The organism is Muriicola sp. SD30 (assembly GCF_041205185.1).
Lineage (GTDB): Bacteria > Bacteroidota > Bacteroidia > Flavobacteriales > Flavobacteriaceae > Muriicola.
Genome location: NZ_JBGEWB010000004.1, coordinates 176619 through 199206 on the forward strand (window position 1 = coordinate 176619; position 22588 = coordinate 199206).

At 43.6% G+C, this 22588-nt stretch carries 23 protein-coding genes; 3 read left to right on the plus strand and 20 right to left on the minus strand.

Annotation, left to right across the window (positions count from 1 at the left end):
- Positions 1–71 precede the first annotated feature (71 nt).
- Positions 72–1427: a transglutaminase family protein gene (locus AB8P51_RS13245; RefSeq protein ID WP_369749329.1), complete on the plus strand. Its 1356-nt coding sequence runs from the start codon at positions 72–74 to the stop codon at positions 1425–1427.
- Between the two features lie 12 nt (positions 1428–1439).
- On the opposite strand, the gene AB8P51_RS13250 is transcribed toward AB8P51_RS13245, so the two are convergent.
- Positions 1440–1721, minus strand: a complete 282-nt coding sequence (locus AB8P51_RS13250) for a hypothetical protein (RefSeq protein ID WP_369749330.1) — start codon at positions 1719–1721, stop codon at positions 1440–1442.
- Between the two features lie 209 nt (positions 1722–1930).
- A complete protein-coding gene (locus tag AB8P51_RS13255) occupies positions 1931–3184 on the minus strand; it encodes a S8 family serine peptidase (protein WP_369749331.1) in 1254 nt (417 codons plus the stop codon).
- A gap of 199 nt (positions 3185–3383) precedes the next feature.
- Between AB8P51_RS13255 and AB8P51_RS13260 the strand changes: the two genes are divergently transcribed.
- Positions 3384–4007 (plus strand): DinB family protein, encoded by a 624-nt coding sequence (locus AB8P51_RS13260; protein ID WP_369749332.1) that lies wholly within the window; start codon positions 3384–3386, stop codon positions 4005–4007.
- Positions 4008–4114: 107 nt separating this feature from the next.
- On the opposite strand, the gene AB8P51_RS13265 is transcribed toward AB8P51_RS13260, so the two are convergent.
- The 12 genes from AB8P51_RS13265 to AB8P51_RS13320 form a co-directional block, all read right to left on the minus strand.
- The gene (locus tag AB8P51_RS13265; RefSeq protein WP_369749333.1) at positions 4115–4687 is read right to left on the minus strand and encodes an outer membrane beta-barrel protein; all 573 of its coding nucleotides are present in this window, start codon (positions 4685–4687) and stop codon (positions 4115–4117) included.
- 620 nt (positions 4688–5307) lie between these two features.
- Positions 5308–5919 (minus strand): hypothetical protein, encoded by a 612-nt coding sequence (locus tag AB8P51_RS13270; RefSeq protein ID WP_369749334.1) that lies wholly within the window; start codon positions 5917–5919, stop codon positions 5308–5310.
- A 93-nt stretch (positions 5920–6012) separates the two neighbouring features.
- Positions 6013–6621 carry a hypothetical protein gene (locus tag AB8P51_RS13275; RefSeq protein ID WP_369749335.1) on the minus strand — a complete coding sequence of 203 codons (609 nt, stop codon included), beginning with the start codon at positions 6619–6621 and terminating at the stop codon, positions 6013–6015.
- Positions 6622–6702: 81 nt separating this feature from the next.
- Positions 6703–7152, minus strand: coding sequence for a toxin-antitoxin system YwqK family antitoxin (locus tag AB8P51_RS13280; RefSeq protein ID WP_369749336.1), 450 nt, complete (start codon positions 7150–7152; stop codon positions 6703–6705).
- Positions 7153–7176: 24 nt separating this feature from the next.
- Positions 7177–8442 (minus strand): sorbosone dehydrogenase family protein, encoded by a 1266-nt coding sequence (locus tag AB8P51_RS13285; RefSeq protein WP_369749337.1) that lies wholly within the window; start codon positions 8440–8442, stop codon positions 7177–7179.
- A gap of 91 nt (positions 8443–8533) precedes the next feature.
- Positions 8534–9271 (minus strand): hypothetical protein, encoded by a 738-nt coding sequence (locus AB8P51_RS13290; RefSeq protein WP_369749338.1) that lies wholly within the window; start codon positions 9269–9271, stop codon positions 8534–8536.
- 98 nt (positions 9272–9369) lie between these two features.
- Complete coding sequence (gene lpxD / locus AB8P51_RS13295) at positions 9370–10356, minus strand: UDP-3-O-(3-hydroxymyristoyl)glucosamine N-acyltransferase (protein ID WP_369749339.1); 987 nt, start codon at positions 10354–10356, stop codon at positions 9370–9372.
- An 84-nt stretch (positions 10357–10440) separates the two neighbouring features.
- Complete coding sequence (locus AB8P51_RS13300) at positions 10441–11358, minus strand: EamA family transporter (protein WP_369749340.1); 918 nt, start codon at positions 11356–11358, stop codon at positions 10441–10443.
- 63 nt (positions 11359–11421) lie between these two features.
- Positions 11422–11973, minus strand: coding sequence for a DUF4251 domain-containing protein (locus AB8P51_RS13305; RefSeq protein ID WP_369749341.1), 552 nt, complete (start codon positions 11971–11973; stop codon positions 11422–11424).
- Positions 11974–11992: 19 nt separating this feature from the next.
- The gene (locus AB8P51_RS13310; protein ID WP_369749342.1) at positions 11993–12190 is read right to left on the minus strand and encodes a lipopolysaccharide assembly protein LapA domain-containing protein; all 198 of its coding nucleotides are present in this window, start codon (positions 12188–12190) and stop codon (positions 11993–11995) included.
- Between the two features lie 23 nt (positions 12191–12213).
- Positions 12214–13038, minus strand: a complete 825-nt coding sequence (locus AB8P51_RS13315; protein ID WP_369749343.1) for a GIN domain-containing protein — start codon at positions 13036–13038, stop codon at positions 12214–12216.
- A gap of 65 nt (positions 13039–13103) precedes the next feature.
- Positions 13104–13805, minus strand: a complete 702-nt coding sequence (locus tag AB8P51_RS13320) for a hypothetical protein (RefSeq protein WP_369749344.1) — start codon at positions 13803–13805, stop codon at positions 13104–13106.
- A 208-nt stretch (positions 13806–14013) separates the two neighbouring features.
- On the opposite strand from AB8P51_RS13320, the gene AB8P51_RS13325 reads away from it, so the two are divergent.
- Complete coding sequence (locus AB8P51_RS13325) at positions 14014–16206, plus strand: amino acid permease (RefSeq protein WP_369749345.1); 2193 nt, start codon at positions 14014–14016, stop codon at positions 16204–16206.
- A gap of 36 nt (positions 16207–16242) precedes the next feature.
- Here the strand turns inward: AB8P51_RS13325 and AB8P51_RS13330 are convergent, their stop codons facing one another.
- The 6 genes from AB8P51_RS13330 to AB8P51_RS13355 form a co-directional block, all read right to left on the minus strand.
- A complete protein-coding gene (locus AB8P51_RS13330) occupies positions 16243–17646 on the minus strand; it encodes an FAD-binding oxidoreductase (RefSeq protein WP_369749346.1) in 1404 nt (467 codons plus the stop codon).
- A 111-nt stretch (positions 17647–17757) separates the two neighbouring features.
- The gene (locus tag AB8P51_RS13335; RefSeq protein WP_369749347.1) at positions 17758–18858 is read right to left on the minus strand and encodes a nickel-binding protein; all 1101 of its coding nucleotides are present in this window, start codon (positions 18856–18858) and stop codon (positions 17758–17760) included.
- Between the two features lie 62 nt (positions 18859–18920).
- Complete coding sequence (locus AB8P51_RS13340; RefSeq protein WP_369749348.1) at positions 18921–20792, minus strand: adenylate/guanylate cyclase domain-containing protein; 1872 nt, start codon at positions 20790–20792, stop codon at positions 18921–18923.
- Positions 20793–20811: 19 nt separating this feature from the next.
- A complete protein-coding gene (locus tag AB8P51_RS13345) occupies positions 20812–21255 on the minus strand; it encodes a hypothetical protein (protein ID WP_369749349.1) in 444 nt (147 codons plus the stop codon).
- Between the two features lie 77 nt (positions 21256–21332).
- Entirely contained in the window at positions 21333–21806 is a 474-nt protein-coding gene (locus AB8P51_RS13350) for a hypothetical protein (protein WP_369749350.1), read from the minus strand.
- A gap of 263 nt (positions 21807–22069) precedes the next feature.
- Positions 22070–22525: a cold-shock protein gene (locus AB8P51_RS13355; protein ID WP_369749351.1), complete on the minus strand. Its 456-nt coding sequence runs from the start codon at positions 22523–22525 to the stop codon at positions 22070–22072.
- Positions 22526–22588 lie beyond the last annotated feature (63 nt).

Here is a 22588-nt window from a genome sequence, read left to right on the forward strand (position 1 = left end):
CTGGAATCAGATTGGGATGGAGAGAACTTGGAAATGTTGTAAATTCACATTTATATATAAAGGCTATGAAAATGAATGAATTTAGGTTTATAGGAATCCTGCTGATGGTGCTGAGCACAAGCTGCCAGACAGTAAAAAAAGAAAAAAATGAGGACAAGGCCCTTGCTATGGATGTCCCAAAAGTAGTTACTGCCGACATTGAGGAAGGCATCAAGGCCAATATCGCCAAAAGGGTAGAAGAGGGGGGAGGCTACTTTAATATGGAGACAGATGAAGGGGAGCTAAAACTGCAATTGGTGAGGGTACATACAGAATACCTTTCTAATCTGGGACCCAGGCGGCATTTTGCCTGTGTAGACCTGGCGGATGTAAGCGGGGATGTCTACGATGTGGACTTTTTCCTTGAAGGAGATCCGGGCAGCATGACGGTAACGGAAACCACGCTACACAAACTCAATGGCAAGCCCTTTTACACCTGGAAACAACGGGAAGACAAGACCTGGTACCGAAGGCCTATAGAGAATGCTTCAAACGACTTATTGGGGATTAAAGAAGGGGAGGACCGCTTTACGTTTCGTTATGAGGTCACCTTGCCCGAGATAACAAAACCCGCTAAAATCTGGATCCCGCTAGCCCAAAGTGACCGGTTTCAGAAGATTGACGTAAAGGAAATGAATACACCTGTGGATCATCAGATTTTAAAAGAAACAAAGTATGGAAATTCTATCCTCTATATGGAACTCGCCCCGGAACAAAGTGGGGAGAAGATTGCGCTGGTCTACGATGTAATAAGGCAGGAAAAAGATCCCTATGAAGATGATTCATTTATAGCCGACTATCTCAATCCCAGCCTGCTGATGCCGGTAGGGGATCGGTTTAAGGTGCTGGCCGACTCCATAATCGCCGTGAAAGGAGGAGATGGGGACCTTATGAAGGCCCGGGCCCTGTACGACTATATTATTGACAATATGAAATACATCAAGGCAGGGACCTACGGTACAGGGGATGCTGTTTATGCCTGTGATGCCCTTACGGGAAACTGCACGGAATTTCATTCCCTCTTTATATCCCTGGCCCGATCGGCCGATATTCCTGCACGTTTTGCGGTAGGGGCTGGGATACCTTCAGACCGGAACGATGGGGGTGTAGACGGATACCACTGCTGGGCCGAGTTTTATGCCGAAGGGAAATGGTGGCCTGTGGATATCAGTGAAGCCAATAAGTATACAGCCCTGGCCACTTATTACTTTGGGCGTCACCCGGCAAACCGGATTGAATTTACCAGGGGCAGGGATCTGGTTTTAGACCCCGGACCTCAGGGCGGACCCATTAACTTCCTGGCCTACCCGGTGATGGAAATAGGCAATACGGCTGCTTTTCCGAAAACCTTCTTTTCATTTCAAAGGCAATCGGAGCAGGGGATTTAAGGAAAGAAAAAATTACTCTCCGCTTACAGAATCTTTTTTGGTAGGATGCTCCTCACCAGCGGGATGTTCGTCACCTTCTTTGCTGGGGTGCTCTTCGCCTTCAGGATGCTCTTCACCTTCTTTGGAAGGATGTTCTTCTCCTTCAGGATGTTCACCTGCCTCAGCAGCAGCTTCGGTTTGTTCAGCATCTTCTTTTTTCTTGGTATCACGACAGGAAGTCAGTGCGCCGGCAGTCAGGAAGGCAAACAATAGTGCCACCAGGCTCAGGGATTTAAATAGCTTTACTCGTTTCATAGTACTATGGGTTTAAGATCAGTAAGTATAGATCGAATTCGATACCTATAAAGATACCAAATTTTAAAGGAAACATTTACAGGTGGTAGAAATACCATTTGGAAGAAACATCACGGAGGTTGCAATATGAATTTTTCTCTAAGCTGTTTAATATATGCCCATTAAAAAAGGGGCCGAAGCCCCTTTTAGTAAGCAATATCGATAAAAACTTAGTTCACTCCTATGGGATCTGCATTCCCGTCAGGATCATTCAAAACAGTACCATCATTGGCAATAATTCCCAGGAGTAGTAACCCGCAGGCATGGGGTGATGCCATGGAAGTCCCGCTGATGGTGTTGTATCCCCCGCCTTTCCAGGTCGATTTAATAGCAACGCCCGGCTCACAGTAGTCTACCGGAGGGTTGCCAAAATTGGAAAAGGAGGCCCAGTTGTCTCCCTGAGACATGGCTGAAATCGTAAAAATATTATTCCCATTGGCTGAAGCAGGAGATTTGGTAGCGGCATCTGTACTTTCATTTCCTGCTGCCAGGGCAAATTTCACTTTAGCAGAGGCAGCGATCACTGCATCGTTTACGGCTTTTGAATACCCTCCGCCTAAACTCATATTGGCCACATCGCCACTAGAGCCGTTGACAGCAACATGATCGATCCCGGCAATAACTCCGGAATACGAACCGCTTCCGCGGCTATCCAAAACCTTTACGGGGATAACCGTAGCGCCTGCAGCAACACCTATAACACCTATACTGTTGTTGATAGCAGCTACTGTCCCGGCTACATGGGTGCCATGTCCGTTTCCATCCTTGGACAGATCAGAATCCTTGCCTTTGGTAAAAGCATTGAAACCGCGGCTTACATCAACATTAAGGTCTTCGTGGCCGGCATCTATACCACTGTCGATAATCCAGGCCACACCGGATCCGGTGTAGGTTACCCCGCCATTAACGCGACTAATACCCCAGGGTACATCCTGTGGGTCGGCACCGCCTCCGCCACCACCGCCACCGGGACCTTTTCCGGGAGGAGGGGCCAGGGTAAACATCTGGTCTTTTTCCACATAGGCCACACGAGCATCTGTGGTAAGCTCAGAAGCCTGTTCGGCAGTTAAACTTGCAGAAACACCAGTAAGTGTCTTGCTATAAACATGATTAATAATTTCTCCTTTCATCTGGTGACTCCCTAATACTTCGGCAGCCAATTCCAGGACGGCATTTTTGGCAGCAGGGTAATCCTTGCCGAATTTTGCCCCCACATCTCCGGTAACTTTACGATTAAAGACCACGATATAGGACCCTTCAATCTCGTAGCTTCCCTGGTTAAAAGTAACCACTTCGGCATCCAGGGGATTAGAATTCTGGAGTTCAAAATTGTTTTCGAAAGTTTGGGTGTCATCGGTACATGCAACCATAGCGACACCAACGCCGGCAATAATCGCCATGCGCTTAAAAAAAGTGTTTCTCATAATGTTTAGGATTTTTATTTGTGGGAAGATAATAATACACTGTTAAAAATATTAACATATAAACCATAAAATTTATAAGTTTTTAAGATTTTTTCGATGAACGGTATAGCTTGGGTAGTTAAGGTTTGTGAAATTATAGATCAGCAAGTATAGGTGAGATTTGATACCTTTAGCAAGCTACAATCTCAATACAAACAAAATGAATCGCAGATCTATACTCGGATTACTGGGCCTTGCGCCCCTGGCGCTGATATCTTCAAAAGTTCCGACCGATAACCTGTTAATAGCCAACCTTATCAGAAGGTGGAAGCGGTCTAAGGAGTATACCCTGGCCGTACTGGAGGCAATGCCTGCAGAATCCCTGGAATATTCGCCTACAGAGCAGCAAATGAGTTTTGCCCAGCATTTTTTACATCTGGGATTTACCAACAATATGTTTTTGGGGATATTGTTAGATAAAAATACCTATCCCGATTTTGAAGCAATGATGAAAGCGGATTTTTTTCTGGATCGACCGGATGCTGTTAACCTTATGCAACCCGATCGTCTGGAGAAAAGGGAGGCCGAAATCAACAAAGCCCTGGTGGCAAAATATGTGGCTGATACTTTTGATTATGTGATCACGGGCATCGGTACATTAACCGATGAAATGCTGGCAGGAGGGGAGCAGCGCGAAAAACCCTGGTTTTTAGAAGGGCACAGTCGTTTAGACCTGATTTTGAGGGGGGAAGGGCACACTACCCACCACAGGGCCCAGGCCATTGTCTATTTGCGGTTAAAGGGGATTCAACCTCCCGGCTATTCGAAGTACAACACCCTGTAATTATCAAAAAAGGGGATGTTATCTACCTGTTTCCAAATTATAGGTGGTCTCTGTTTTATTCCCTGCGCTGTCCTCAATATTCACATCAGAAATACACGTTTAAGAGATTAAAATGTCTTGGCAATACCTATACCGAAGATAAAGTAGTTTACATCTACATTGGAGTTAAGATCGCTGAGTTCTATATCTCTGGAAAGTGAACGATATCCTAGCTGGGGCCTTACATTCCAGTTACTTCCCAAATCGTAATTAATCCCTGCACCTAGTTCCCATCCCAAACCGTGCCCGGAATCTTCAACGACATCCCCGCTGGAATTTTCAATTTCGAGATGGTTGTATATTCCGCCGGCTCTTAGGAGATAGGATACTTTTTCTGAAGTTCCAATGGGGTGTATAAACTGTAATCCGAAGGTATATCCCGTTTCATCGAATTCAAAACTGGAATTCTCGAGGTTAAAGGTATTGTAGCCCCATCCGGCAGTTACTCCCAGGTGTTCCATAAAACGATATCCCAGGACGGCTTCAAAACCGAATCCTGTTTTAATTTCAGCATCTACAAAGTCGGACGTAGGAAAATTTACTCCCGGTCTTATTTCTGCAGACCATTTTTCTTGTGACAAGAGTGTACCGCTTATCAATATCATTGCAAGCGTGAGCATTTTAATGTTTAAATTTTTCATGGCTATACGTTTAATGGTTAAGCAATGACAAAATTATTTTGGATAACTTATTTTATAAATGATATTGATCAGTACCGTTTTTTTTTGCTCTGTTATTATATAAACGGATTTATAGAATTTGTCATTTTACAGAGGGGGCAGAAGGATTACGAGGAGAATGTTTAAGGATTAATTCATTAAAGAGGGTACGGCAGCATAAATAGGAGAATGGGGAAGTACTTAACTTTTCTATTTGACATAATATAAATTATAGAACAAATCACACTATTGTCAAAAACGGCGTATACCGTGTATTTGATATAATTGTAGATATAGCGACACGCCAGTGCTCTATATCCTCAACAATTATGTCAAAGCCGTTTTTACTAAAGGGCTTACCTAGTGAAAAATAAGAAAATATGGGTGTTTATTCTCGACTCCCGTGCCAGAGGCAGCTTTACGTGCCGAAGGAATGCAGGCGCTCGTTCTCGATCTCGACGCCCGTGCCCGAGGCAGGTTTACGTACCGAAGGAATGCAGATGCTCGTTCTCGACTCCAGTACCAGAGGCAGGCAGGCGCTCGAACTGACAAGGGTGAGATGCAGGCGCTCGAGTTCTCGACTCCGCTCGAACTGACAAGAGTTAGTGGATGCCCCGGCAATTCCTGGCCAGGTTCACTTGTATTCTTTCGATTTCCTGTGCGCCGGATGGCAGTTCTTCAGGTTGTAAGCCCACATAATCGTCCTCAGCCTTCCATCTGGCGATGGTCCCGCTAAAAAACTGTGAAGCTGTAGCATCGGTTTCGTATACATACAAATCATAGGCCTCGCCCTGATCCCCGCCAAAACGGGTCACAACTTGCCATTTGCCATTTTCCTTATAAGAAGTATTGGTGTAGTCTGACTGCGGATAGAATTTATTGTCAGATGGCTTTAACAAGACCCAGATATCCTTGTTATGTGTTTCGGGATAGACTCCTATGGTCAGTATTCTGCAGCTCACTGAATCGCCCTCCACAGGAGAAATTACCTGCACCCTGTTAACCGGGTACTCCACCTTTACTTTATTCCCGGTGTCAAAAGTTTCAATCACCGCCAACGGATTCATGGATCCATAGCCGTAACCTCCGTAAAACAGCAAAACGATCCCAATGATCCCAAGAGTGATCCTAAGGCTTGAATTTTTTGAATAGAGGACCGCCAACAACAAACAAAGGGCCCCGGCAATTACCGATATGATGACACTTGTGAACATAACTGACCAAAATTAAGTTCTAGTGACCTTAAGTTAAAAAAATCTTAGCTCAAATAAAAAATCAGCACAGGAAAAACACCTAGTTTATTTTCATTACTTAATTGATTTTACATGTGCATAAACAGAGACCCCATTGATAATGGTTTCAACAGGGTTGTCGAGCATTTTTATTCCCTTTACGTGGTTGAATTCCCCATCAGGAGACATGGCTATAATATTATAAAACGACTGGTCCTCGCCAATAGCCCTCATATGCACAACGTTGCCTGTCTTACTCACCCCTTTGACAGGCAATATTTTCCCTTCCGGCGTAATGGCCTTGATATCAATAAGGTTTCCGTTTGCATCTATGGCCTTCACCGGGTAATAGCGTTCATTATTTTTTATGATCATCTTTATGGGTAGTCTTTCTTCTCCAACAAAAGCTTTTACATCGAGAATACTGACATCTTCTGAGTTCTGTATAGCCTTCACATCATGCATCTTTCCGTTTTTGTCAATAGCCTTAATCTCCAGTAGTTTATTAAAGATTTTATAGGCCTTGACCTCCCAATAGATATCAAATTGTAATTCCGAAGCCTTCTGGTTTAATTCTGCGCTCTGTTTTTCTGAATCCTGGGCGAATCCAGGTGCTATACTCAATAAAATAATAAAGAATCCGATAATGGAATTGTAAGGGCGAAGCATGGTGGACGTTCTCATATGACAGTATTTTAAGCTTTAAAAATACGATGGAGCGCCAAGGCCAACTATGATAAAAATCAGGAGGTTAAAAAATAAATCCTAGTATGTCGCCGATCTAATTAAATCCCCCTCTTTACTGTAGAATTTCCAGAGTCCCACTTTTTTGCGCCAGTGGGCGTAGGTGCCTTCGGCTTTTAAATTCCCGTTTTCGTAGTATTGCTTTACTGGCCCTTCTACCCTATTATCGCGGTAAGTGCCCACTTCTTTAAGGTTGCCATTGCTGTAGTAATTTACCCAGGTTCCATTTCCCACCCCATCCTTGTATTCCTGAATGGAAAGGTATTTGCCATTTTCATATTTACCGTAAAGAACCCCTGTATAAGGTGTGGTATCATTCTTTTTATAATAGACCCCTCCTACCTTATATGGCTTTTGATAAGTATCGCTCATAGAAACCATTTTCTGCCCTACCGTATCTATTTGTGCTGCCAAGCCTCGGGGGAAAAGAAAGAGGACCCCGAGAAGAATACATGTATTAATTAGCTTCATAGTCTTTAATTACATTGATCATCCTTATTCTATAAGTGTACCCATCCCATCATAGGTAACCCTATAAATAGCATCCCCATAATCATCAGAGATCAGCAGGGAACCGTCTTCCAGAAATAACAGGTCGACCGGCCGACCGAAGGCTTCCTGAGTTTCCTTATTGAGCCAGCCTTCAATAAAGCTCGTATAGCTCACCGCCTCATTGTCTTTTAATTCCACCATGGAGATACGGTATCCCGATTTCTCAGACCGGTTCCAGGAGCCGTGTTCTGCGATCAGGGCTACGTTATTGTAATTCTCGGGAAACATAGAGCCCGATTTAAATCTTACAGCCAGGGGTGCTACATGCGCCTTCAGCGGCTGAACCGGAGCTACAAAGTCGGAACAAGGCCTCAGATCCCCAAATTCAGGGTCTTTTACAGTGCCTCCGTGACAGAAGGGATAGCCAAAGTGTTGTCCGGCCTCCGATACCCTGTTCAGCTCACAGGGAGGGATGTCGTCCCCCATCATGTCGCGGCCATTATCCGTAAACCAGAGTTCCCCCGTCTCCGGGTGCCAGGTAAAGCCTACGGTATTACGAACCCCCCGGGCATAGATCTCCCGGTTGCTTCCGTCAGCATCCATCCGGGTGATAGTCGCATAGCGCTGATCAGCACTGGTGGAATCACAGATATTACAGGGTGCCCCTACAGGGACGTATAATTTATCATCCGGACCAAAAGCGATATACTTCCAGCCGTGATGGAACTCCTTGGGATAGTCGTCATAAACGATCACGGGATCCGGCGGATTGCTCAGTCGGGATTCAATACTGTCATAGCGTAAAAGTCGGCCTACTTCCGCGACATACAAGGACCCATTCCTGAAGGCAATCCCATTTGGCACCGACATGGTAGAATCGAGAATAGTCACATGGTCGGCCCGGTAGTCCTTATCGAGATCCTGAATGGCATAGACCGTCTTGTCATTCCGGGTGCCCACAAAGAGGGTTCCCTCCTCTCCCATCGCCATTGAACGCGCCCCGTCAATGCTGTCGGCATAGACTTCAATCTTAAACCCATCAGGCAGTTTTAAGCGTTCAAGAGGCAAATTAGAAGGGGCTTCATCGTATTGTGTCAGGGGTTCGGGGGTAGTTTCCTTCGGTTTCTCTTCCTTGCAGGAAGAAAGGAATACAATGGTAATAGTCAGCAAAAGACAGGAGGTTATCGCTTTCATGGGTAGTGTAATTAGGATTCTTGTTTCTCCTTCAAACTTAACAAAGAATCCCTGAGTTGCCGCCCTCGTTTTCATTTATTTAACCCTCCGCATTGAATGTAAAATAAAAAATGGGATACCGCCTTCTGTAGGCAATATCCCATTTATGTTACTTTCTGAGGCTGTTCTACCTCGAATCCGAGGCCGAATTCATCGCAGCTTCCTCGTTGTAGTCATTTATCATTTTCAGGAAAGAGGCTTCGTATTCCTTATTTACATATCTCCCCATTTTCTGCCTTTCGGTGAACTGGTCTCTCAGTCCGTAATGGTTATTAGTGTAGTTATCTTTTACCCTTGCATTATCCCCTATATAATTCAGTAGGTTGATATGCATCACATTAGTAGGGTTCTTTTTGTCTTTCAGAATGAGTAACTGGAAGTTATTCTGTATATAATCTACCAGATTCTCCCGGTTTTCAAAGATCTGATCGGCCAGTTCCTGGTTGATCTTCCCCGTGGTACGGCTGTACAGCTTGTACATCTTAATGCTGCCATCGGCCACCTGTTCCAGGGTCATTCGCTTTGGAATCATCTTGATGGCTTTTCCGGTAAGGTCTGAATACCAGACCGTTCTGAACTCCCGTCCATCGTCAAGGGAAAAGCCCTCAAAATGTTTGGGTTCCATCTTTTGCTTCATCTTGCCCTTCATTTTTCCGGTACTCTTGTACTTTTCAAAATCTTTGGGCTCCATATAGGTGATTCCCTGCTGGAAACGCTGTGGGAATTCAAAATCTATTTCGATATAGACCTCCTGAGATTTACCTTTTTTAAGGTGAAGTACGCCTTTGTGGTAGTTTCCCTGTGCCTGTATGCTGATGACAAATAAAAACGCAAAAAGGCCAATTAAATAACGGTATTTTTTCATGATGGGGGTTTTTGAACTAAATAACAATTAAGACAAGAACGTAGGCCGTCCTTATTTATTGTTATTCAGGAGCTTAGCTAAGCCCTCTCAAGCTCACCTCAGGACTTCGCCAGTTTGCGAAGCGCCACCCATTGTTTCAGCATATCCCTGGAGTCGCAGGCCGGATACCCCACAACCGTTTTGCCGGCTTCCACATCATTCATTACCCCTGATCCTGCACCTACTGTAGCGCCGGAATGGATAGTTGTATGGTCTTTGATGGAGGCGCTCCCTCCTATTACTACCCCATCGCCTAGGGTTACAGAACCTGCCAGGCCACTGTTTCCGGCCATGATACAAAATCTTCCGAGGACAGAATTATGACCGATCTGTACCAGATTATCGATCTTACAACCATCACCGAGGACGGTAGCGCTGAATTTACCGCGATCTACACAGGAATTCGCCCCGATTTCAACATGGTTCCCGATCACCACATGACCAATATGCGGAATCTTTGTCAATCCCCGTTCACTGGGGCGATAGCCAAAGCCATCGGCACCAATACTTACGTTGGCATGAAAGATACAGTGTGCACCTATAATAGTCCGTTCCCGGATCACCGTCCCTGACCAGACCGTGGTGTGGTCCCCTATGGTAGTATGGTCAAAAACCGAAACGTTGGGATACAGGGTGACACCCTCTCCGAGCGTCACTTCTTTCCCTACATAGGTATTTGCGCCAATACGGCAACCTTTTCCTATTACAGCCGACTCGTCAATGACAGCTGTTGGATGTATTTCGGTTTCAAAATGCGGTGGATCGGGCAAATAGACCTCCAAAACCTGAGCCATAGCCAGATCGGGATTTTTTACCTTGATAAAAGCCTTTCCGGCCCCCGGATCGATTTTTATCCCCTCATATACAATAGCAACACTCGCGTCTGAAGCATCCCATTTCTTGCTGAATTTCATATTCCCAATAAAGGTCAACTCCCCTACTCCGGCCTTATCTATGCGTTCAAGTCCGGTAATAGATCCGCTGTAATCCCCTACCAATTCTCCGTTGACAAGCGTATTGATTTCTATCGCTGTTAGTTCTTTCATGGAATTTCGTTTTTCTAAATGTACTACTATTTTTATTTAGCTGATGCTTGGAAAATCAACCGGTGATAAGGAAAATAATGTAGGTTATTTACGAAACCGGCTGAGCAGAAGCAGTTTTTTCTTTGTGTTGATAAAATAAACGCCTGTTAAGAGGATGAGGGCAGCTATTATCGACTGTGTGGTGATTGGTTCCTGTAGAAAATAAGCTCCCAGGATCATAGCCACAATGGGGTTGACGTAGGTATTGGTAGCTACCTTTTCGGGGGATACATTTTTTAGCAAAAAATTAAAGGAAGTGAAAGCGACAATACTCCCGAAAATCACCAGCAATACCATGGCCCAATGGGTTGAAGGCTGCCAGTTTAAGGGGTTGCTCCACTTTTCTCCAAAAGCCAGGCTCATCAGGCCAAGCATGATGCCTCCTGTAAACATCTGGTACCCGGTATTGACAAAGTAGTTTTTTGGGAAATCAGCCCCTTGTACAAAAAGGCTCCCGTATCCCCAGGCCAGCATCGCCAGGAAAATAAGGCCTATCCCAAGCCAGGCTTTTTCCTGTTCTATCACGATATCCTGATTGATCAGTAAATAGATCCCGATGATTCCCAATACCACGCCCACCAGCGACATCGGCTGTATTTTCTTCCCCTGCAACAACCACATCATCAAAAGAACGAGAAGAGGTTGTGCCGATATCTCCAGGGCTGCAAAGTTACTATCAACGTATTTTAAGGCCCAGACAACTACCCCATTTCCAAAACTAAGGAAAAGGAAGCCGGCCAGGATGGTATTCTTTAATTGCTTTGTGGTAATCCTTAGCGACTTCCCCATCAGGGCCGCGATAAGAAAGATGATGAGTCCGGCCGTTAAAAACCGAATCCCGGCCAGTAAAAAAGGAGGGAGTTCTGATACTGCTATTTTGTTGAGAAGATAGGTAGAGCCCCATATCACGTAGATAGCAAAGAAAGCTGCAATTATTAAAGGGAACTGCTTTTTGGATTCCATAACAAGCGCTTTTTGCGCTTACAATAGTACTATTTTTTTGTTTGCCGGAAATATCATCCCGACTTATTCTTCAGCTAGTGGTTTTGCCGTCCCGCTATAACGAATAGAAGATCTGTGTGTGCTGTTTACGTTGATATCTGCCTTGCCTGAGGGAAAAAGGGTGAGAAAGAATTGGAGGGATTCTATTTCATCCTTTATCCTGAACTCAATACGATATGAATCCTTTTTCTCGTCCTTTTCAACCTGATATTCTTGGGGAATCCTCTCTACTTTTATGCCTACATCGCTGTCTCCATACCTCCCACCAATCTGCCGTTCGCCAAAATAAGGTAGAGAAACAAAGACACTGTCGCCTTCTACCCTGAGGTAATTGGAGTTGCCGATCAGATCGATCCTGTTTGCATTGCTGCCCGGCAATAACAAGCCGGAATTCGCCACACTGGTAATACCGCGTGTCATGAGGGGAAAAGCCCAGGTCGACACTATTTCAAAAGACCTGCCGGCAACCAATTCATCCAGAGCTACTACAGATGCCTCTGAGGCCTTCTTATCTGGAAGCGACCCACATCCAGATATTAAGGCTATCATTAATATAGTAGCGCATATGTATTTCATTACCTGCATCTTACGCAATTTACAAAGAAATCTTTTTAGTAATGGAAACCAGGATGCCTACCAGTATTCCTATCCCAAAACTGCCGAGGACGATTAAAACTCTGGACATGGACAATTTCCAGAAAAGAAAATTAACGTTAGTTACCTCCGAATTCTGAACAGAGAAAATCACAATCAGGGTGACGAATACAATGGCAATTAAAGTCTTAAATCTCATGTTATATTCCTTTTAAAAATCTTTTACCTTTTTATAATCTTCGATTTATCCGTAAACCCTTTGACTTCCACATTGGGATTTCCATAAACATAAACATTACTGCTCCCTTGGGCATATACTTCGATATTTTTGCTGGCATTTACATAAACATCCGCGGAATTTGAGGTATAGAGGTCTGCAGAGCTTACCTTCATTTTTCGGGCGTCGAGTTTTGAAGATTTTTTTAAATTAAATGCGGCATAATCTGCCTCCCCATCCAGCTTCAGATCTGCAGAGTTGTTTACGGTTACCCGCACATTTTCTGTCCGCACATCGGCCTTCATATCGGTGCGATCATTCATTATAATGGTAGTATTCTCCGATATAATATTGAGTTCACCTCCGGCATTTCTGTGTAAAGTGACCGTAACGTCATCAGCCTCAATGCCCAATTCAAATTTGCTCGAATTATATCCCACAAGGTAAAATCGTTCTGCTCTGAGAGGATCTTTAGAAATCACCTTTGCGTCATTCTTAAGCATAAGGTGTTCGAGGTAACTGACACTGAGATAGATATCCAATTTCTTTTTGCTTGTGATATTATGGGTAGTATAAACCCTTAACACACTGTCTATCACATAAAACTGGACGATATCAACGAGGTTGGCGTCAAGGTCCATGATAAAGCCATTTTTTGCCCCCGGATTGAGGTTTACCTCCAATCCGTCATCGATTTCCAGCGCATTGAAAGTGCCCTGTATATCCCGACTTACCTGAATGACTTCCTTATTCCCCTGAATCTTTGGTTTCTTTTGAGCTATCAGGGATGTACTCATAAGGAGTAATAAAATTACTATAGAATTTTTCATGATTATTTTATTGTATTTAGTTTATAAGATACTTCTTTCTTATCGCTTTCTGATCAAAAAGACTTTTAATTTATCTGTCCGTCTGCATAAGCCGCAGACTCAAATTCCTGTACGCCTTTTAAGTCCTCAACCCAGTTCCAGGAAGAGTAGAGGGTAATAGTTACAGAGTTTGTACCCGATTCAAATGCCGAAGCCTCCATTTGCCAGATGATATGTTCTGCCTCAGGGAAGGTATTTCCTTTCAGATTCTCATCGAATAGTCGGTTCATAATGGTAAATTCATCCATGCCATCCTTTAAAATCCTGCAAAGAAAGGAAGGGGTTGGGGTAATCAGATTAATCTTAGAATCGGGATGAGAAGAGGAGATTTTAAGGACCAGCTTTGCAATTTCAGGGGAAGGAAAGTTTCTGGGGAAGGTCCAGAATAACATACATCCCACGTGAAACAACTCCTCATGCAGCGACAGGTCGGAGTACTCCACCCACAATGGGTCTTCCTGCATCTCATTGGCCAGGTTTTTGCGCTGGCCTTTGTTGAGCTTATCACCCAATCGGAATTCCAATACTTTTTCCACAGCTTCTTCCTTTTCAAAATCTGAAAGTGCCATAGAGGCCATGTCCTTTAATTCATCCTCCGGAATTTCCTCAACTCCATCGTATTCCAGATGACGCAGAAGTCCTCGAAATTGTTCTCCATTCCAGGCCCCGGGTATCTCCTGAACAGTTTTTAACTGGAGTAACTCTACAGTGTATTTGTTATTTGGCATAACCTTATTTTGATGTTGTTGCGGCCTGCATGTATTTTGATATTTACCGCTTTAAAATGCAGACAAATGTAATTTGTTTTCCATGTATTTGTGTTGAAAAAAATTGATATAAAATCCGATTTTTTGTTACAAAAATCATTGTGTCCTTCCCTTTGATAAAGGATTATGCCTATATTTCACGTGTTAAGCTGAACGAGACCAACCAAGCATGGAAACCAACGCTACCCGTCTAAAGAAATTTGGCACTTTCGGAGGTGTATTCACCCCTACCCTGCTCACCATTCTCGGGGTGATCATGTACCTGAGGTTGGGATGGGTAATTGGTAATGCCGGCCTCCTTGGCGCATGGCTTATTATAATAATTTCTTTTGCCATCACCCTTTGCACGGCTCTTTCGATGTCTGCAATCACCACAAATATCCGGATCGGGGCCGGAGGGGCTTACGCTATTGTTTCACAGGCGCTCGGACTGGAGGTTGGAGGTAGCCTTGGGATTCCACGATACGTCTCCCAGGGCCTTGCGGTCACCATGTATATTTTTGGTTTTCGAGAAGGTTGGCTGGGGATTTTCCCTAACCATAACCCATTTCTTGTTGATGTACTAGTCTTTGGAATACTATTTGGAATCGCTTATGTAAGTGCCAACCTTGCGATAAAAACCCAGTACATTATTATGGGTGTCATTTTACTTTCCTTTATTTCTGTTATCTGGGCAGCCTATGAGGGATCTATGTTCCAGGCCAACGAAGATGTGCTACGTTTTGGATCCTTTAAAGGCTCGGTGGAGAATAATTTCAGTGGGAGTAATTTTTGGATTGTCTTTGCGGTCTTCTTCCCCGCAGCCACAGGAATCATGGCAGGAGCCAATATGTCTGGGGAACTAAAAGACCCTAAAAAAAGTATCCCTGTGGGTACCCTATGGGCCATCGGGGTGAGTTTTGTTATTTATATGGCATTGGCATACTGGCTCTCCCGAAGTGCCACCGAAGCTGAGCTGATTTCAGATTACTATGTAATTGTTGAAAAAGCAGCCTTTGGCCCTTTGATTATTGCAGGAATTCTGGGGGCGACATTTTCGTCAGCCCTCGCCTCCATTGTGGGATCTTCCCGTATATTATTTGCCATGGGCGAACACAAGGTACTGCCCTACTCCAAATTTATTTCCGGACAAAGCGCCAATGGCCAACCCAGGAATGCCATGATCATTACCGGCATCCTGATATTTACTACCATGTTGCTGCGAAATATCAATGCGATAGCTCCTCTGGTCACCCTATTCTTTTTGATTACCTATGCCATGATCAATATTGTAGTAATTATCGAACAAAATCTGGGTTTGATCAGCTACCGTCCTGTATTTAAGATACACCGCTGGGTTCCGTGGATCGGACTTATCTCTTCGGTTTTTGCCATGTTTATTATCAACCCTACGGTAAGCCTGCTGTCGGTACTGATCGTATTTATTGTCTACTGGTATCTATCCCGACAAAACCTTGAAACGCCGTTTGAGGATGTAAGATCAGGCCTGTTTGTATCCTTCGCCGAATGGGCTGCCAAACACACCTGGGGAATGAAAAAAATGCAACAGCGGGCCTGGAAACCGAATTTAATGGTACCTGTTCGGGACATAAATGGCGCCAAAGGAATCTTCGAGTTTCTCAGGAATATTGCGAAACCCAAAGGCTCTATTAAACTATTGGGAATTGAACCTTATTCGGAGAAAAGTACCCTGGCCAGGCAATTAGGCAATCTTTCTGAATCGTTCCGCACCAAAGGCGTTTTCTCCTCCTGGACTGTCATCCATACAGAAGAGTTCACCAAAGGGATCAACTACGCGAGTCAGGCCCTGCAGGGAGCCTTTTTTAAACCCAATGTGATCTTTCTCAACCTTCAGGAACACGACGATTACGAAAAGGAGGTGCGGCCCATTATCAAGGAATCCATCCGGCTCGAGACCGGGGTCCTGCTCTACGTGAGTCATCCTACGGCCCTGCTGGGAGAGCGGAATATGATCAACGTCTGGATAAGCGACCGTCAGGACAACTGGAACCTGGGTTGGGATATCGGGAATCTGGACCTTTCCCTGCTGATCGCCTATAAATTAAAAACCAACTGGAAGGCCCAGATCAGGTTGATCACCGTCATCAACAATCCAAAGGAAGAGGAGAACGCGAAGAACTTCCTCGACTCCCTGATCAACCTTGCCCGTTTGCCTATGACCAAAACAGAAGTTTTTGTCGGGGAGTTTAAAACGATTGTTGAGAATGCCCCTTCTGCCGACTTAAACATCTTTGGGATGGAGGAAAACCTGAGCTTTCGGTTTGTAAAGGAAATGGTGTACAAAACCAATAGTTCCTGCCTGTTTGTGAAAGACTCAGGTCATGAAAGTATTCTGGCTTAGTTTAGTCAAGTCAGATATTTAAGTAATTGTACATACTCAGGCTGTTGCTGTTTCAGGTGCAATATTCTGATTTACCCTGAACAGGTTTCCGGCATCGTATTTTGATTTAATTCTCTGCAATCGAGCATAATTGTGCCTGTAACTGGCCTTTACCCTTTCCTGCCCTTCGTCATTCATCATAAAATTGGAATAGGCACCTCCTGAGGAATAGGGATGCAATGCTTCCCAATAGTCTTTACACCATTGTGTGATTTTCCCTGCGTTGGCAGGATCCGGGTCAACACCAACAATTACGCCTGAGTACTTTGCATTCCGGTAGGCCCAGGGGGTGTCTTCAGCACCCACTCTGGCTGCAGCCCCTGTTATGGGATACAAGTGCATCTGGGAAAGAGGTGTTGGAATTTCTGAACCAAATTTCAAGTGCTGAGCACTGATGTCTTCATTCAGGTCGTTAAAGAAATCGCCCCGCCAATACCATTGAAAACCGGAAGGCAATAACCCATCGAACATGGTCTGAATTGATGGATAAGGCATTTCCCCCACATGCTGAAACAACGGATCCATTGCCAGTATGGGCTTAAACACTTCTTCTGCTTTTGTCAAATCACCGGTGTAGCACCAGACAATTCCACAAAACTTTTTGAGGTGTAGCGATTCCGGGAAAGGGGGACCTGGAATCACCATGGTAGCAAAAAAACCATTGAGGTCTTCAGGAGCCGCTTCGATAAAGGAATGGTACCAGGCCATAATTTCCTGAGTTTTTTCAACCGGCCATAAGGTGGGACCCCCGAAAACCGTTTTAACAGGATGTGCCTGAAATTTAAAAGAGGTTACCACCCCGAAATTTCCTCCTCCGCCACGAATTGCCCAGAACAGATCCTGGTTCTGATCCGCATTTACAGTGACGAATGATCCGTTGGCCAGTACCATATCCGCTTCAAGAAGGTTATCTATGGTAAGGCCGTATTTGCGGGATAAATGGCCAACACCTCCCCCAAGGGTGAGTCCGCCTACCCCGGTAGATGAAATGATCCCGGCGGGAATAGCCAGGCCAAAAGGGTGTGTAGCATGATCCACTTCCCCCCAGAGGTTGCCCCCGCCAACGCGAACGGTATTATCTGAAGTATCCACGCGGACATATTTAATCCCCGATAGGTCGATCACCATTCCTTCATCACACAAGCCAAGGCCGCCGCCATTGTGGCCCCCACCCCGTATGGCGAGTAAAATATCATTTTCCCTTGCAAAATTTACTGAGGCAATGACGTCTGCAACATCAACACACATAACAAACATACCGGGCGACTTTTTGATCATCCCGTTGTATATCTTGCATGTTTCTGGATAATCAGAATCTGAAGGGAATACCGTCCTTCCCTTTAGTTTAGCCTGGAAATCAGTAATAGTTTCCTTGCTGAGGTCTTTAATTGTTTTGGTCATAACTTTGATGGATTAGTTTTATCCAAAGCTACCTTAACCTAAAATCCAAGGCCTCTAAAATTCATTCAAAGAATGGCACAAATCAATCGTTAGGAAAAATTTGTTTCGAATTCAGACTAATCTGGCATATTTAGAAGGGAGAATACCGTACTTATCATGGAAACACTTGGTAAAATACCCGGCACTGTTAAATCCGGTTTCAAAGGCGATCTCAGCGATATTACCTTTCTGTTGGTGTATTAGTTCCAATGCTTTGTGGAGTCGGTATTCCCGCATAAAAACACTGGGCGCTTTTCCGGTTAGTTTTTTGAGTTTACGATATATCTGGGAAGTACTGTTGCCCAAACTTTTACTCATTTGGGTAAGATTGAAATCCGACGAATTCCAGTTAGATTCGCAGAATTCAACTAGTTGAATTAGAAATTTTTCTTCCCTTGGCTTTAAGATCCTGATCACTTCATCATCAATGATGGCATTTCTGTTTTCATTCTCATACAACGCTTTTATAGAGGCGGTTACAATGATTTCGTCTTTCATCAACTCACACATTTGCGTCGCCAGATAAACGGCTTCTGAAAAAATGCCCTCCTTTTCTGTGACGGGCAAACCGGGACAGAGTCCAATCTTTAGTCTTTTGTGTTCGGAATCAATTTTGGGATAGCTGTATTTAAATCTCGACTGGATCTTTAGTGCACAAATGACCGCATTGGAAACTGATTTAAAAGAAACCAGATAGGATTTGTCATTTTCCCTCACAATATTCCCTTCGTACTTTTCGAATGCTTTAGAAGCGCTTTGATGGAATTTCTGAGTGAAAATTGAAAGTTGTTTCCCTTCGAGCCTGTTGAGGAAATTAGACGCTTCTATCACCATGATCACCCGAAATGCAGGATCATCAATAATATTGAGCTCCTGATCTTCCGCTTTTTCGGGATCCTCTATTCTGCCCAGGAAGGATTCGACGAGATGCGCATCCACCTCAATGATCTGATGAGGAAATGCGCCATGAGCATGGTTATGCATTTTTTGAATGGCCTCCTTGTTCGGAGCCTCAATTAAACAGAAGGCAGTATGTCTCTCACTGTCACACCAATAGGTCATCCCTTTACAGCCATAGAGATGCTGTACTTTGAGGTCTTCCTGATGCATTTTTGCCACGTGTTCCGGTTTTATTTCATCGGGAATATCGTGGCGATCCATATAAATGGGCATGCTGAACTAATTTTTAATAAGATAGGAAATTCTTAGGATCTAAACTTTTAAATCTTCTTATTTTAATCACTATAAGGATCACTTTCAGAACCACTTAAAACTGCCGACTTTGACTTCTTCTGCTTCTCATTCACGAAGTACATTTTCATCCTGCCTTTGTTTCTTACTTCAAATTCTCCTCTTAACTCACATTCAAAGTCGTCTTTGATCAATTTATATGTTGATTCACTGATATTGATCTTTCCCTTTTCAGACATTTGTTCCATTCTTGCAGCGACGTTTACGGTATCGCCCCAGATATCATAGGAAAATTTATCATGGCCCACTACACCGGCTACAACAGGACCTGTATTGATCCCCACCCTCATCTCAAAACTAGGCTCACCATCTTTTCGCTTTGATTTCATTTCCTTAACAAAAGCAAGAAATTCAAAAGCGGCTTTTACCATCTTTACGGCGTGGTCTTCAAGAGGTTCCGGCAGTCCTCCTGCACACATGTAGGAGTCCCCTATGGTCTTGATCTTTTCCAGACCGTAGTTTTCGATAATATCATCAAAGGCACTAAAATAAACACTGATGGAATTGACAAGCAGTTCAGGATCTGTACGTTCTGAATGGGCTGTAAAAGAGATAAAATCGGTAAAGAGTACTGAAACGGACTCAAATTTATTTGCTTTTACTTTCCCGAACTCCTTAAGTTCATTGGCGGTTTTCTCGGGCAGGATATTCAGCAATAACTTTTCTGATCGTTCTTTTTCTTTTTCAATGACCGCATTCGTTTTTTTGATATATATATTTCGCCTGTACAAAGAAATGGCCAGCAGTAAAATAAAAAACAGGGCAATGGCCGTAGCAATCACGATCACTCTTTGGGTTTTACGCCTCTGGTTGAGGAGGTCTACTTCGATCTGCTTTCTTGCCAGTTCGTTATTGGCCATTTCCTGTACTTCACTTATATTTTGTACACTATCCCTGTAAGCAATATGGTTTCTGTAGTATTTAAGAGAGGCTGAATAATATCCGGTTTGTTCAAATAACTCTGAAAGCTTTAGGTAGATCAGACTTATTTCTGCTTTAAGGCCGTAATTCTGTGCCATCTTCAAGGCCCTCAGTGAAGAATTGAAAGCCGAATCCCAATCATTATTTGCGGCGTATATATCAGACATACCGGTAAGGTAGACAGATACAGCCCGGTAATTCCCAACCTCTTCATGGATTTGGATCGCTTCCCCGATAAATGATTCTGCTTTCTTGTACTGCCCCTTTTGAGCATAGGCGAGTCCTTTATTTCCCTTGTTGTAAGCCAGGTAACTCTGCTCTCCTAATTCCTCAAAAATGGGTCCTGAACGGGCAAAAAGAAGGAGTGCAGAATCTGGTTGCTGCCATGTGAGGTAAACATCCCCCAGATTTTCCATTGAGATTGCATAGTAGGTTTGATCTACATTTTTCAGGATATCGATGGCATTGGAATAGTATTCAATAAGATTCTTCCGGTTATCCATACCCGCATAGACTCCTGCAATTGCAATATAGGTTTTCGCAAGTTCTTTCTTATTTCCTATAGTGGTGATTTGGTCTACTGCCTTAAAATAGCTATTGAGTGACTCGCTGAGATCGCCTTTGGTTTCATAGGCATTCCCCTGTTGCAGATACGCCCTATAGATTCCCATTGTAGAATCTAATTCCTGAGATTTTTTAAGCAGAATTTCACTGTAGACAAGGGATTGATCAGGATCCGCACTTTTAGCGGCAATATCACTCAGTATATTAATAAGTTGATCATCTTCGTAGTTACCCGACTCATAAAGCAATACTAAACTATCAGCAATTTTCTGGTTTTGTGCATAACCGAACTGACAGAGAAATAAAACCAGCCAGAGGAAACGGAATATCCGGGCCCTCGAGCAAAAGGAAAGTAATTGTTCTTGCCTCATGGTTGATTGGTTTTATTCTTTAATCCCCTATTCTGATCCTGGAAGTGATCTGATGTACCTTGCTGAGGTTTCCTATTCGGAAATTAAGTTCATAGACATAGTACTCCTTTCCTCCCCTGATGACCGTAGCCTGAGTGCCTTCTGTTCCCTGGATCAGGTTTTTACTGAATATCCTGGGACCCCTGATGTATTCCAAACTTGTAATACTTATCGGGACATCCGGTTCCGTAAGGGACATAATATCCCATTGGATATGATCACCAACCTGGGCGAAGAAGGTAAAGGGACCGAACTCTCCAGAGTCCAATACTCTTGTATTCTCGCTTGTGGACCAGTGTATTGCATTTTCCGGAGAGGCATTTTTAGTATCAATTTGTATTTTAATCTTGTGTACTTCCTGGGCTATGGTCATGCTCACACAGAAAAACATAAGAAATCCAATATGAGCGTTGAAAGATCTCATAAGTTTCGATTCTATAAGGATTCATTACTCCAAATTAACTTCTATAAGTATACTTTAATTCACGCAATGCCTGATATCTATTTGACCCTGATTTTTGGATCGAGGTAGTATTTGCCCTTTTTCTTTACCTTAAATTTAATGCCGTAAATGTAGTCCGGTTTATCAATGGTAGTTTGTCTTACCCTATTTCTAACTTTTCTTCCGAACAAACACCTGCGCAAATTGGATTTGTTAAAAATGTTAGTCCCTGACAGGTAGTGGATTTTTAGGATTTTTACAACATCTCCATCGGTAGTTCGTCCTTTCCATTTTAGTTTTTTTCCATTTTCCACTCCAATAGTAAAATCCTTAGCAGTTAAGTTTTCCAGGACTACAGCGTTGGGTTCGGCCATAAAGGTACAGCCTCCGGGTGCATTGGGATTATCGCCGAGTTGAGAAACATCGACGGTAAGGATAATATCCACAACATCGTCTTTTTGGCTGAATAGAGAAATGCTGATAAAAAGGAAAACAAAACAGAGTAAAGAGGGAAGTCGATTTTGAGTCTTCATGATTATTGGTTTTAGGTTGGCGCGTTTCCCCAGCGAATAGATGCCGGGGGCTATACAAGATAAGGAATTCTCATGATAAACTTATGCAATAAATCACTAATGATATTGTTAATCAACACCTTACAGACTAAGTAGTAGTAGTCTGAAATCAAAAAGATGAAGATATCCCCGCCCCAACATTACCTAATTCAACTATTTGCGCATGGAGGTATGCCCCTGCCATTTAGGCAAAAGCGGTTCTTGTAGCTAGTAAATGAAATAGGTTAGACTTGCTTTACACGCACTGCATTCATGCCTTTCATTCCCTTTTCAAGTTCAAAGGAGACAGTGTCGTTTTCTGCAATCTCATCGATGAGTCCGCTCACATGTGTAAAGTACTTTTCCTGAGTTTCCGAATCGATTATAAATCCAAAGCCTTTGGAGTTGTCGTAGAAAGAGACTTTCCCCTTGCGTACAGGATCGAACGGTTCTTCATCACCTTCTTCCTTTTTGGGGATACCCAGAACAATATCTTCGGCTTCAATCTCCACTTTCTGTGAAGGATCCGGTGGGGTATCCACGAGATTACCATTATGGTCTACATAGGCTAAAGGAATTCCCTGAGGATTTTCTTTAGCGGCCAGTTTTCTGGCTTCTTTTTTCTTTCTTTTCTCCTCTTGTTTTTTAAGGCGTTTTTTTTCTCTTTCCCCCTTACTATAGGTCTGTTGCGATCTTGCCATTCTTGATTTTAAGTGTTTAAAGGTAATAAGTCTCCTTTCAACATACAAGGAAATGTCCTGCTT

Bases quoted from the DNA above. Each gene is read 5' to 3' on its own strand.
- AB8P51_RS13245 (WP_369749329.1), top strand. From the start codon at position 72: ATGAATGAATTTAGGTTTATAGGAATCCTGCTGATGGTGCTGAGCACA.
- AB8P51_RS13250 (WP_369749330.1), bottom strand. From the start codon at position 1,721: ATGAAACGAGTAAAGCTATTTAAATCCCTGAGCCTGGTGGCACTATTG.
- AB8P51_RS13255 (WP_369749331.1), bottom strand. From the start codon at position 3,184: ATGAGAAACACTTTTTTTAAGCGCATGGCGATTATTGCCGGCGTTGGT.
- AB8P51_RS13260 (WP_369749332.1), top strand. From the start codon at position 3,384: ATGAATCGCAGATCTATACTCGGATTACTGGGCCTTGCGCCCCTGGCG.
- AB8P51_RS13265 (WP_369749333.1), bottom strand. From the start codon at position 4,687: ATGAAAAATTTAAACATTAAAATGCTCACGCTTGCAATGATATTGATA.
- AB8P51_RS13270 (WP_369749334.1), bottom strand. From the start codon at position 5,919: ATGTTCACAAGTGTCATCATATCGGTAATTGCCGGGGCCCTTTGTTTG.
- AB8P51_RS13275 (WP_369749335.1), bottom strand. From the start codon at position 6,621: ATGAGAACGTCCACCATGCTTCGCCCTTACAATTCCATTATCGGATTC.
- AB8P51_RS13280 (WP_369749336.1), bottom strand. From the start codon at position 7,152: ATGAAGCTAATTAATACATGTATTCTTCTCGGGGTCCTCTTTCTTTTC.
- AB8P51_RS13285 (WP_369749337.1), bottom strand. From the start codon at position 8,442: ATGAAAACGAGGGCGGCAACTCAGGGATTCTTTGTTAAGTTTGAAGGA.
- AB8P51_RS13290 (WP_369749338.1), bottom strand. From the start codon at position 9,271: ATGAAAAAATACCGTTATTTAATTGGCCTTTTTGCGTTTTTATTTGTC.
- lpxD (WP_369749339.1), bottom strand. From the start codon at position 10,356: ATGAAAGAACTAACAGCGATAGAAATCAATACGCTTGTCAACGGAGAA.
- AB8P51_RS13300 (WP_369749340.1), bottom strand. From the start codon at position 11,358: ATGGAATCCAAAAAGCAGTTCCCTTTAATAATTGCAGCTTTCTTTGCT.
- AB8P51_RS13305 (WP_369749341.1), bottom strand. From the start codon at position 11,973: ATGAAATACATATGCGCTACTATATTAATGATAGCCTTAATATCTGGA.
- AB8P51_RS13310 (WP_369749342.1), bottom strand. From the start codon at position 12,190: ATGAGATTTAAGACTTTAATTGCCATTGTATTCGTCACCCTGATTGTG.
- AB8P51_RS13315 (WP_369749343.1), bottom strand. From the start codon at position 13,038: ATGAAAAATTCTATAGTAATTTTATTACTCCTTATGAGTACATCCCTG.
- AB8P51_RS13320 (WP_369749344.1), bottom strand. From the start codon at position 13,805: ATGCCAAATAACAAATACACTGTAGAGTTACTCCAGTTAAAAACTGTT.
- AB8P51_RS13325 (WP_369749345.1), top strand. From the start codon at position 14,014: ATGGAAACCAACGCTACCCGTCTAAAGAAATTTGGCACTTTCGGAGGT.
- AB8P51_RS13330 (WP_369749346.1), bottom strand. From the start codon at position 17,646: ATGACCAAAACAATTAAAGACCTCAGCAAGGAAACTATTACTGATTTC.
- AB8P51_RS13335 (WP_369749347.1), bottom strand. From the start codon at position 18,858: ATGCCCATTTATATGGATCGCCACGATATTCCCGATGAAATAAAACCG.
- AB8P51_RS13340 (WP_369749348.1), bottom strand. From the start codon at position 20,792: ATGAGGCAAGAACAATTACTTTCCTTTTGCTCGAGGGCCCGGATATTC.
- AB8P51_RS13345 (WP_369749349.1), bottom strand. From the start codon at position 21,255: ATGAGATCTTTCAACGCTCATATTGGATTTCTTATGTTTTTCTGTGTG.
- AB8P51_RS13350 (WP_369749350.1), bottom strand. From the start codon at position 21,806: ATGAAGACTCAAAATCGACTTCCCTCTTTACTCTGTTTTGTTTTCCTT.
- AB8P51_RS13355 (WP_369749351.1), bottom strand. From the start codon at position 22,525: ATGGCAAGATCGCAACAGACCTATAGTAAGGGGGAAAGAGAAAAAAAA.